Below are 10,876 nucleotides of genomic sequence, written 5' to 3'. Positions count from 1 at the left end.
TTCTTATTTAAAACCTATTAAAAATATAGCGTTTGTAAAATTTTACACCAATTATATTACAATTAATATAAGAAGAATAGATTTATATGCCGATAAAAAATGGATAAAAAACATGAAAATAATTGACAGCAAAAACGGTTTAAAATTACTGGAAATTGAAATTGCTTGGCGAGCAAGAAAAGGCTATACTTTTGATGAAGTTCGTGTACCAATTCCAGTAGATAAATTAGAACGTGCTGCAGGTTTAATTGAATATTATAGTACCTATAATTAAGAAACTTAAAAATTTGAAATTCGAATTATAAAAAATGAAAAACCATTTTAAAAATGCTACCTTGAAATCAAAAATTAAATTATTTCACTTACAATTTTTTGTATATTGCTTTAAAAATATAGCATGAAATTAAAACTAACCATCTTATTTTCAATTGTATTTTTATCTGCTTTCGCACAAAAAAATGTAATTGATAGTTTAAAAATACTATTAAAAGATCCAATTTCCGACTCAACTAAAGTAAAAGTTTTGGGTGATTTGTGTTGGTATTATAGTAATATTTCAACTGATTCTTCTTTTTATTATGGCAAGCAGGCGCTTGACCTATCTAAAAAAACTAACAACTTATTTGGTGAGGCACAAGCCTATAATGATTTTGGTATTATTCATTATAAACTTTCAAATTTTGATACATCTATTTCATTTTATAAAAAGGCACTCTCTTTAAGAGAAAAACTAAAAGATACTTTAGGAATAGGAAGTTTATATAATAAAATGGGAATCTCATATCAACGAATCTTTAAAATGGATTCAGCAATTTTTTACAATACAAAAGCCTTAGAAATTTATGAAAATGCAAAACATACAAGGTACATTGCGCTTATTAAAAACAATATTGCCAATATCTACTTTAACTTAAAACAATACAATAAAGCCCTTGATGAACATTTAGAAGTTGCCAAAATTAGAACTGAAATTAAAGATAATTTTGGATTAACGTATTCTTATACAAATATTGGAAATGCCTACTTGTTTTTATCGGATACAATTAAGAGTTTAGAATACTATAAAAAAGGAATTGAGATAGCTGAACCTAACAATTATGAACAAGAATTAGCAACTTTGTACAATAATTATGGTGCAATCTTAAAAGATTATAACAGTTTTAAAGAAGCTATTTCTTATTTTGATAAATCATTAACAATTCGAAAAAAACTAAATGATATTTATGGTGTAGCTAGTGTTAGTTTGAATTTAGGAGATTTATATTTAAGTTCAGGAAACATAACAAAGGCAGAAAATTTTATGCGTGAAGGATTGCTTTTATCTAAAAAAATTAATGCAAAGGAAAAAGAAATGAATTCATATAAATCTTTACTTTCTTTATTTGCCTTTAAAAAAAATACAGATAGTGTTTTGCATTATCAAAAATTATTTATTGGAACTCAAGATTCAATCTTCAATACACGTATTACAAAAGAAATTGCAGAAATTCAAGAAAAATATGATACTGCACAACGTGAAAAAGAAATAGCACAACAAAAGGAACAACTATTAAAAAATGAATTAGAAATTAAAAATAAAAACTTAACTGCCTTATTATTAGGCTCTGGATTGCTGTTCTTTTCTATTATTTCTTTTGGTTTATACAAACGTCAACAACATAAAAAAAGAGAATATAAAAATAAACTAGCTTTAAAAGAAGCCCAAACATATAGTAAATTACAAGACCAGCGTTTGCGTATTTCACGCGATTTACACGACAATATTGGTTCACAAATTACATTTATAATTTCATCTATAGACAATCTAAAGTTTTTAACCGATACCACTAATGAAAAACTAAAAAACAAACTCTCGGAGATAAATCAATTTGCAAGTGCAACCATTGGGCAATTAAGAGATACTATTTGGGCAATGAATAAAAACGAAATTACTTTTGAAGAATTTCAGTCGCGCTTATTAGCTTTTATTGAAAAAGCAAAATCTGCTACAACTAATATTCAGTTTAATTATAATTCAGCAATACAAAGTAACCTTAACTTCTCCTCTATTAAAGGAATGAATATTTTTAGAGTTTTTCAAGAAGCCATAAACAACGCCATTAAATATGCTGAAGCTTCTAAAATAAATATAATCATTTCAGAAAATAAGGAAACTATTAAATTTGAAATAACCGACAATGGTAAAGGGTTTAACATAAATACCATAGAACTTGGAAACGGACTAGAAAATATGGAACGTAGAATTAAAGAAATTGGCGGAGGTATTACAATTAATTCTGAACCAAACAGAGGAACGTCTATAAAAATTACATGTTCAAAAAATAAGACAAATGCCGTATAGCTTTAAAATTGTAAATTAATTAGTTTTACTTAAATTTAAAAATATCCAATCTATGAATCTTAAAATTGCCATAGCAGAAGATAATAGCTTTTTAGCAAAAGCTGTTATAGAAAAATTATCCTTTTTTAATGATTTAGACTATAAATTTAAAGGTGTTAATGGCGCTGAACTAATTGGAAAACTAGAATTAAATCATAATATTGATGTTATATTAATGGATATACAAATGCCCGAAATGGATGGCATCACAGCAACGGAAATTATAAAATCTAAATACCCACACATTAAAATTATTATGCTCACCGTTTTTGACGATGACGAGAACATTTTTAACGCTATAAAAGCTGGTGCAAATGGCTATTTATTAAAAGAAATTGATGCCGAAAATTTGCATAAATGTATTTTAGAAGTTGTAAATGGAGGTGCACCAATGACGCCAAGTATTGCATTAAAAACACTAAAATTACTAAGAAATCCTATTGTAATTAACACAGTAGATGAAATTGAAAAAATAAAACTTACCAACAGAGAAACTGAAATTTTAGAACATCTAAGCAAAGGATTAAACTACAACGAAATTGCCGATAATTTAATTATTTCCCCATCAACAGTTAGAAAACATATAGAGAATATCTATAAAAAATTGCAAGTTCATAACAAAATGGAAGCAGTCTCAAAAGCTAGAAAACATAAACTTATATAATTAGTTTTAGTGTTCTTTTTTTAGGCATATTTTATAACTTTTAGCAATTATTTTAAGTAACTTTAAGAATGGCTATTAAACTTTAATTTATTGGAAATTCAACCAATAAATCTTTTGAGGAAAAACAATTATAGTCTTATTAAAATGAAACTTCTCAAAAATAATATACTACTATTCGTTCTCTTAATATTGAGCTTTTTAATATGCTCTAATGCTTCTCAGCCTGGCATTTGGAGAGCTGGAGGAAGCGGAAGTTTTAAATTACTGTTCGAAGAAGATTCCTTAGTCTACAAAAAAATTCAAATGCAATCTGAGGCAATTTATATACAGTTATATAAAGGTTTTGCAGTGGTAAAAGGCGAGTATAATTTTTTAAATTCGACTGAAGATAGTATCACCATAAAAGTTGGTTATCCCATTAATAATGTATTTCCTCCAACTGCTTTTAAAACAATTTAAACCAAGTTGTTTTTGACAATTTATACAACATTAAGGGAGCAATAAACGGAACTGAAATTCCTTTACTCCTATCTCCAAATGTTGAAAACGAAATCTGGTATGTTTGGGAATTAACCTTTCCACCAAAAAAAATCATAAAATTTACAGTACATTTTTTAGTAAATACAAATAATTCTAAAACAGTAAAAGGTTATACAAACGATTACAAAAATGCGTTTATTTATTTAATTGAAACGGGGTCTTTATGGAAATCACCTATAGAAAAAGGTGATTTTTATGTGCAATTTATGGATGCTATTTCTATTGAAAATTGTAAAGTTTCCGTACCAGCAAATCCTAAAATTAATTTAGAACAAAATATAGTACACTTTCAATTAACAAATTATGGATTGCAACCCGATGATAATTTAATAATTACTTATACCAAAAAAATTGCAGATTTTAATTTTAACGCAGTTGTAAAAGAATCTGAACTATATTTTAACGTAATTGATATATTTTCAAAATCAGATTTAAATATCCCTTTCGAAAATTTCTCTTTTAAAAATCCTTATGAACCTGAAAACAATTGGAAAATTCTCAGATTTATTTTTAATAGTATTTTATTTGTACTTCATAATTTTATTTATGTTGTATTACTAGTTATTGCTATTATTTTTCTAATTATGTATACCAATAAAAAAAGGGGATTGCAATAAAATTATAATTATTAATTACTTAATTTAGCATAAAATAAGAACAGTTTTCAAATGAGATTTTTAATAAATAGTAGAATAATACTTTTAAACATCACGGTTTTATTTTTATTGCTCGCTTGTCAAAAAGCTGAAGAAATTGTTATTCCTGAGACTGAAATTGAAATTGAGATTGAACCTGAACCTGAACCTGAACCTGAAACAGATACAATACTTTCAGAAATTAAATTAAAAGCAACAGGAGAAGGAAACACGTATGAACTTATAAATAGTGTTTTTGCACCTGGTTATAATGTTGTTGAAACTCCAGATTGCAGTCACGAATCTTTTGGAAGGCATATTGATGAAGTTTTTGATGCAGACCTTAATAAAAATGTATTTAGATTTTATATTCATACTACTCCTGATAATGATAGATGTATAAAATTTGACCGTCAAAGAAATGAAATAAAGACTTATGATAAATCTCCAGATGAATTAAAAGGTGTTAAAAATGAAAAAGTGGTTTATTCTTGGAAATTTAAAATAGGTTCTAATTTTAAGTCGTCTAGCAGTTTTACTCATATTCATCAAATAAAAGCTGTTGGAGGTAGTGAAGATAGTATGCCATTGATAACTCTAACAACAAGAAAAGGTTCTCCCGACAACTTAGAATTAAGATATGCCGAAACCGATAGCCAAATTACATTAAAAAAAACAGATTTATCTCCCTTTAAAGGTCAATGGGTTGAAGTTGTTGAAACTGTAATTTATGGTGAAAAAGATACAGGTACTTATAAAATTGAATTAAAAGATTTTAAAACGAGCACATTATTATTCGATTATTCAAATGATAACATTAGAATGTGGAAAACAAATGCAGATTTTATGCGACCAAAATGGGGAATTTATCGCAGTTTAAACGACTCCAGCAGTTTACAAGATGAGCAAGTGTTATTCGCCGATTTTAATGTAAAAGAATTAAAAATTTAGGTTTAAATCTAGATTTTAAGCTAAAATTCTCCATACTTGAGCCACCATAAAACATACTATAAAACCTAAAATTACAGGTAAAACACTTGCAACTGTTGTCCATTTAACACTTTTTGTTTCTTTATAAATAGTGTAAATAGTTGTACTGCACGGGTTGTGTAATAAACTAAATAACATAATATTAACTGCAGTAAGTAATGTCCACCCTCCAGCTTTTAAAATATCACCTGTAGCTGAAACCGATTCTAATTCAAACATAACACCATTTCCTTCCCCAACCCCAGCAATTGATGCGCTCATTACGGTTAACATTAAAATTGTAGGAATCACAATTTCGTTAGCTGGAATCGCAACAATATAAGCCAAAAGAATAACACCATTTAGCCCTAATAGAAAACCAAAACCATCTAAATGTAAAATCATCCAGTTAGCAATATTTGAATCACCAATTGTAACATTAGAAATTAACCAAATAACCGCTCCAGCTGGCGCTGCAAATAAGCAGGCTCTCCATAATACTATTAATGTTCTATCTATTAAAGAAGTGTAAATGGTTTTCCAAAATCTTGGCGGTCTGTATGGAGGCAATTCTAATGTAAACGAAGATACTTCTCCTTTTAACATCGTTTTTGAGAGAAATAAGGACACCATAAAAGTGAAGAATATACCCAATAATGCAATACCAATTACGGCTAAAGTTGAAATTGCTCCTGCAAAACTTTGAGGAACTAAAGCTCCAATAAAAATAGAAGCTATTAATATTTGTGTCGGCCAACGACCATTGCATAAAGAAAAATTATTGGTTATAATTGCTATAAGTCGTTCTCTTGGACTATCAATAATTCGAGTTGCAATAACTCCCGCAGCATTACAACCAAACCCCATACTCATAGTTAAGGCTTGTTTTCCGTGTGCTCCAGATTTTTTAAATAAATGATCTAAATTAAAAGCAACTCTTGGTAAATATCCAAAGTCTTCTAATAAAGTAAATAAAGGGAAAAAGATCGCCATTGGAGGTAACATTACAGCTATTACCCAAGCCAAAGCCAGATACACACCATCAATTAAAAAGCCACTTAACCACCATGGAAAAGACAACGATTCTGTGATTGATTTTAACCATGGATAGATATTTCCAATTAACAAATCCGCAAGCAATCCGGATGGGTAGTTGGCACCAATAATTGTTAACCATAAAACTAAAGAAAGAATGGCTATCATTATAGGAAAACCCCATAACTTACTTGTTACAATTTTATCTAAACTTCGATCGAATCTAAAGTGCTTTGTAGTGCCACTTTTATGTACCGAATTTTGTGCAATAGTAGCAGCATCTGAATAAATTCCTTCAGTTAATTTATCATGAAAACCTTCGCCAATTTTCCATCTTAAATCATTACTAGTAGTTAATATTTTATTTCTTTTCATTGTAATAATTTCAAATTATTCAGTAATAAATTCACCCGATTTAATAGCTTCAATAATGCGTTGATCTCCATCTAACAATCGTAAAGCAATCCACCTGCTATTTGGTACATTTGGAAATTCTTTTTCTATTTCAATGCGTAATTTTTCAATTGCTTTGTTTATTTTTTTTGGTACACTTTTTATTCGATGAGGTTTACATTTTATTTCTCCAGAAGCTACTTGTTCCACTGTTTTTAACAGTTCTGGAATTCCTTCTTTAAATCGAGCACTTGTTGGTACAACAGGAATTCCTAAATCTTTTGCTAAAGTTCTTTCATCAATTTCAATTTCTAATCTTTTAGCTTCATCCATTAAGTTTAAGCATAAAACCGCTTTATCTGTAATTTCTAAAATTTGCAATACCAAATTTAAATTCCGCTCTAACCTGGTAGCATCTACCACAATAATGGTAACATCAGGTTTGCCAAAAAGAATAAAATTTCTTGCTATTTCTTCATCTTGAGATGCAGAAAGTAAAGAGTAAGTTCCTGGAAGATCTACTAATTTGTATTTTCTATCGTTGTAACTATAACCTCCTTCTGCTCTAGAAACAGTCTTTCCAGGCCAATTCCCAGTATGCTGTCTAAGACCAGTTAAGGCATTAAAAACAGTGCTTTTCCCAGTGTTAGGATTTCCTGCTAATGCTACAACAAAATCGTTGTTATTTATGTTTACTCCAAGTTTTTTTAGATTTGAAGCCTGATTTAAATCACAGCCTTCACAAGCGCTATTAGTTGACTTTTGCATGGTGGTTCATTTTTTCAATTAATATAAATTTGGCTTGTTCATTTCTAATGGCAATTGAGGTGTCTCTAACTAAATAAGCTCTTGGGTTTTGCATTGGACTTGTTAAATCCACATTTATTAATGTGTTGTTTACAAAACCTAAGTCTAGTAATCTTCTGCGCATTTCACCTCTACATTCTTTTGAAATACCAATTATTTTTGCCTTTTCATGGGCTTCTAAATTGGAAAGTCTAAAAGTATCTTCTTCCGAAAATTTTTCTTTTTTTAATGCTGCAATTGTAATATTGTTAGCAACAATTGGGGCTAGAATAAACTCTTCACCTTCCGAATGAAAGATAATTCGTTTTTCGTTATTCTCAACAATATGAATATGTGATCCAATGTGCAAATCTTCTGCTAAAATTTGTTTGTAAATTATATCCGGCTCATCTTCAATATGAACAATAGTTCCAATAACTCCTTCTTCAAAAGTAGGAAGTGGATTCCCTTTAATGGCTTCAATTTCACCAGTGGCTGTCGGTATTGGATCTCCGTGGGGATCAAAACGCGGATTCCCAAGATCCATAGCAAGTTCTTCAGCTTGATCAGAATCAAGATTGTGCTCCATTTTTTCGGCTATTTCATGCCAATCTTTTTTATGAAAACCTGTTTTTTCAGATAAATATTTTTCCCATAACCTATGCACACGAATTATTCTAAGCGCATAATCCATTCCGATCTCATTAAGTTTTATATCTCCATTTTCAAAACTAATGAGTTCTTTATCTTTCATTTCTGCAATAGTTGCCAATACTTTTTGAGGACTCGCATTTAGCATATTAATAATATCATTACTGTTTAATGTTTTACCACTATCTTCAGCATGGTATATTTTTTTTAAAATATCTTCAATAAGAATTTTAGTGTCGTTTTTAAAACTATTTTGAAGCCTCCAATACAAGCCTGTTTTTGGATAGAATAGCACTAAAAGAACTAAAACTATAATTCCAAATATTAGTAACGATGTTACAGGATTTACCATAGTATTATTTTATTGTTACAAATACGTTTGCACATATTTTTTTTGAAAGTGTTAAAGTGTTTCCAAACTGTAATTTAATAGTTACTGAATCGTCAAAATCAAATTTATCTATTATTGTTAATTCCGTATCTATTACTAAAGAGTGTTTGTTTAAAAATTGCAAAAAAGGCCTTGAGTTATCTTTTACATTTGCAATTTTGTATAAAATATTTTTTTTAGCAACACTTAATAATTCAGTTTTTTTGAGGCTGATATTTCCATTTTTATCTGGAATTGGATCTCCGTGAGGATCGTGTGTTGGGAACTCTAAATATTCCTCTAGTTTATCAATTAAAGTATCCGATTTTATATGTTCTAGCTGTTCTGCTAAATCGTGTACTTCATCCCAAGCATAATTTAGCTTATTTACTAAAAAAACTTCCCATAAACGGTGTTTTCGTACAATTCTTACCGAAATTTATTTTCCTTTAGAAGTTAAATTGGCGCCCTGATATTTTATATAATTAATAAGTTTTTTATCCGATAATTTTTTAATCATATCGGTTACAGATGAGGCTTTTGTATTTAATTCTTTGGCAATATTATTAGTGCTTACACTTTTACCCGTATGCAAGCCAATACTATAAATTGCTTTTAAATAATTTTCTTCTGTCTGAGATAACATTTTATCTGTATTTTAGACAAAGGTAATGATATTTTTAGACTAATCTAAAAATATTTTTTGAAGTAACGTCACTCTTATTATAGCTGCAACTAAATTACTTTAGTTTTTGGTTTTTTACTAATCATATAAACACCTACAATTACCAAAAAACAACTTAGAATTTTTACTAAATTTATATCTTGAGCATATTCTTTATGTTCCATTGTATACGCATAAATACTTACAATAATAAAACTAAGAACTGGTTGTAAATAAATATAACTTCCATTTACAGAGGGCGGTACGTGACTTAGCGCATAAATATTGAATAAGTACGTTAAAAAAGTAGTTGCAATAATTACAAAAGCTAAAGCAAGATATGTATTGGTTGTAAAAATGCTGAAGTCTGTTGTAAATAAATCTTTAATTCCAAACGGAATTATAAAAATTAGTCCGAATAAAAACACCCAACTTATTACAGTTATTGGTTTGTATTTTTTCATTAAAGGCTTTACTAAAACCAAATACAAACCATAAGAACATGCATTAAAAAACACAAAGAGATTTCCTAAAAAAGAGCTAGTTCCTTCGGCAGTTTTACCATATAATATTAGCATTAAAGCACCAATTCCTCCAATTATAATTCCTAAATACTTATTAATTGTAATTCTTTCTTTTAAAATAAGAGCACTTAAAACTAAAACAATTACAGGTGTAGTTGTCATAATTATGGAAGCGTCAATAGGTGATGTTAAACTAAGTCCGTGAAAAAACAACAACATATTTGTAGAAATACCAAACAAACCACAAACTGCTAATAGTAAAACATCTTTTTTTTCGACTTTTTCTTTTACAAATTGTTTTACTATCAAAAATAGCAAACCCGCAGCAAATACTCTTAGTAAAACCAGAGCTGAAGGTTTAAAATAATTTGGCATTAAACCTTTGGCTATTAAATAATTGGCTCCGTAAATTAAATTTGCAAAAAGTAAGGCTAAATGCGCTTTATAGTTTTTATTTTCCAAGTTGAAATTAATAAATTTTAAAGGTTGAAAATTACAAATAACTAAACTAAAAAAACAGGAATTATAATATCATTTTATAGAAAAATATTACCGAATAGATTTTAAAATAGTTTCAATTTCTTTTTGTGCGCTTTCGTACCCAATTTTAAAAGATTTATCTATTCCATTAGTGTCTAGAACACCCACTTTATCTATATCTTTTGGAGAAAAAACATAATCACATTCCGAGAATTTCTTAATATTACTGGCGTCTAAACCAATATGATAAACTCTATACATTAATTTCATAGATGAATTTATCTCAGATTTATCAATTTCTTCAATAGGATTTACAAAGCTTCCTAAAATTTTAGCACATTTATTTTTTAAAGGTTCAATAGGAAAATTATTTAGAACACCTCCATCAGAATATAAATTTCCGTTAACTTCAATAGGCGAAAAAACCGGAGGCAATGCACAAGAAGCAATCAACGGTTTAATTAACTGACCAGAATTAAAATAATCCAATTTTCCATTTAATAAATTAGTTGCAGTAACTGTTAATGGCATTTTTAAACTTTCAAAAGTATCTTCAGAAAAATATTCTTTAAAAAAACCAATGTATTTGTCGCTATCCATAATGCCTGGTTTATTTAACGCATATAATGAAAGTTTTAACAAAGGTGTTTGTTTAAAAAAAGACAACATTTCATCAGTTTTATAACCCGCCGCATACAGGGCACAAACTAAGGCACCTGCACTAGTTCCAGAAACTTTTGTTGGTTGAATGTTATTTTCTAACAATACTTGTAAAAACCCTACAT

General features: G+C 28.6%; 11 protein-coding genes and 1 pseudogene. 6 read left to right on the top strand and 6 right to left on the bottom strand.

Going from position 1 to position 10,876, the window contains the following annotated elements; translation table 11 throughout:
- From AB1Z17_RS04040 to AB1Z17_RS04015, 6 genes are all read left to right on the top strand, one after another.
- The coding region (locus tag AB1Z17_RS04040; protein ID WP_368050510.1) for a hypothetical protein at nt 1-274 on the top strand (274 nt) is incomplete at its 5' end.
- Nucleotides 275-397: 123 nt separating this feature from the next.
- The gene (locus AB1Z17_RS04035; protein ID WP_368050509.1) at nt 398-2,341 is read left to right on the top strand and encodes a tetratricopeptide repeat protein; all 1,944 of its coding nucleotides are present in this window, start codon (nt 398-400) and stop codon (nt 2,339-2,341) included.
- Between the two features lie 52 nt (nt 2,342-2,393).
- Complete coding sequence (locus tag AB1Z17_RS04030; protein WP_368050508.1) at nt 2,394-3,044, top strand: response regulator; 651 nt, start codon at nt 2,394-2,396, stop codon at nt 3,042-3,044.
- A 189-nt stretch (nt 3,045-3,233) separates the two neighbouring features.
- Nucleotides 3,234-3,503: a hypothetical protein gene (locus tag AB1Z17_RS04025; protein WP_368050507.1), complete on the top strand. Its 270-nt coding sequence runs from the start codon at nt 3,234-3,236 to the stop codon at nt 3,501-3,503.
- Nucleotides 3,504-3,790: 287 nt separating this feature from the next.
- On the top strand, nt 3,791-4,201 hold the full coding sequence (locus AB1Z17_RS04020) for a hypothetical protein (protein ID WP_368050506.1): 411 nt from the start codon (nt 3,791-3,793) through the stop codon (nt 4,199-4,201).
- A gap of 51 nt (nt 4,202-4,252) precedes the next feature.
- Nucleotides 4,253-5,170 (top strand): heparin lyase I family protein, encoded by a 918-nt coding sequence (locus tag AB1Z17_RS04015; RefSeq protein ID WP_368050505.1) that lies wholly within the window; start codon nt 4,253-4,255, stop codon nt 5,168-5,170.
- A gap of 15 nt (nt 5,171-5,185) precedes the next feature.
- On the opposite strand, the pseudogene feoB reads toward AB1Z17_RS04015, so the two are convergent.
- The 6 genes and pseudogenes from feoB to AB1Z17_RS03985 form a co-directional block, all read right to left on the bottom strand.
- A pseudogene (gene feoB / locus AB1Z17_RS04010) lies at nt 5,186-7,384 on the bottom strand (ferrous iron transport protein B).
- Nucleotides 7,368-8,405: a DtxR family transcriptional regulator gene (locus AB1Z17_RS04005; protein WP_368050504.1), complete on the bottom strand. Its 1,038-nt coding sequence runs from the start codon at nt 8,403-8,405 to the stop codon at nt 7,368-7,370. The pseudogene feoB and the gene AB1Z17_RS04005 overlap by 17 nt, the downstream one beginning before the upstream one ends.
- 4 nt (nt 8,406-8,409) lie before the next feature.
- On the bottom strand, nt 8,410-8,850 hold the full coding sequence (locus AB1Z17_RS04000) for a metal-dependent transcriptional regulator (protein WP_368050511.1): 441 nt from the start codon (nt 8,848-8,850) through the stop codon (nt 8,410-8,412).
- Nucleotides 8,851-8,862: 12 nt separating this feature from the next.
- Nucleotides 8,863-9,069, bottom strand: a complete 207-nt coding sequence (locus tag AB1Z17_RS03995) for a metal-dependent transcriptional regulator (protein ID WP_368050503.1) — start codon at nt 9,067-9,069, stop codon at nt 8,863-8,865.
- Between the two features lie 89 nt (nt 9,070-9,158).
- Nucleotides 9,159-10,073 (bottom strand): DMT family transporter, encoded by a 915-nt coding sequence (locus tag AB1Z17_RS03990; protein WP_368050502.1) that lies wholly within the window; start codon nt 10,071-10,073, stop codon nt 9,159-9,161.
- 87 nt (nt 10,074-10,160) lie between these two features.
- A partial coding sequence (locus tag AB1Z17_RS03985; RefSeq protein WP_368050501.1) for a patatin-like phospholipase family protein occupies nt 10,161-10,876 on the bottom strand: 716 nt, incomplete at its 5' end.

Origin of the sequence: Lutibacter sp. (genome assembly GCF_040883305.1) — a bacterium.
Taxonomy (GTDB): Bacteria; Bacteroidota; Bacteroidia; order Flavobacteriales; family Flavobacteriaceae; genus Lutibacter.
The sequence above is the reverse complement of the archived record's forward strand: the minus strand, read 5'-3'. Positions and strand labels throughout refer to the sequence as shown.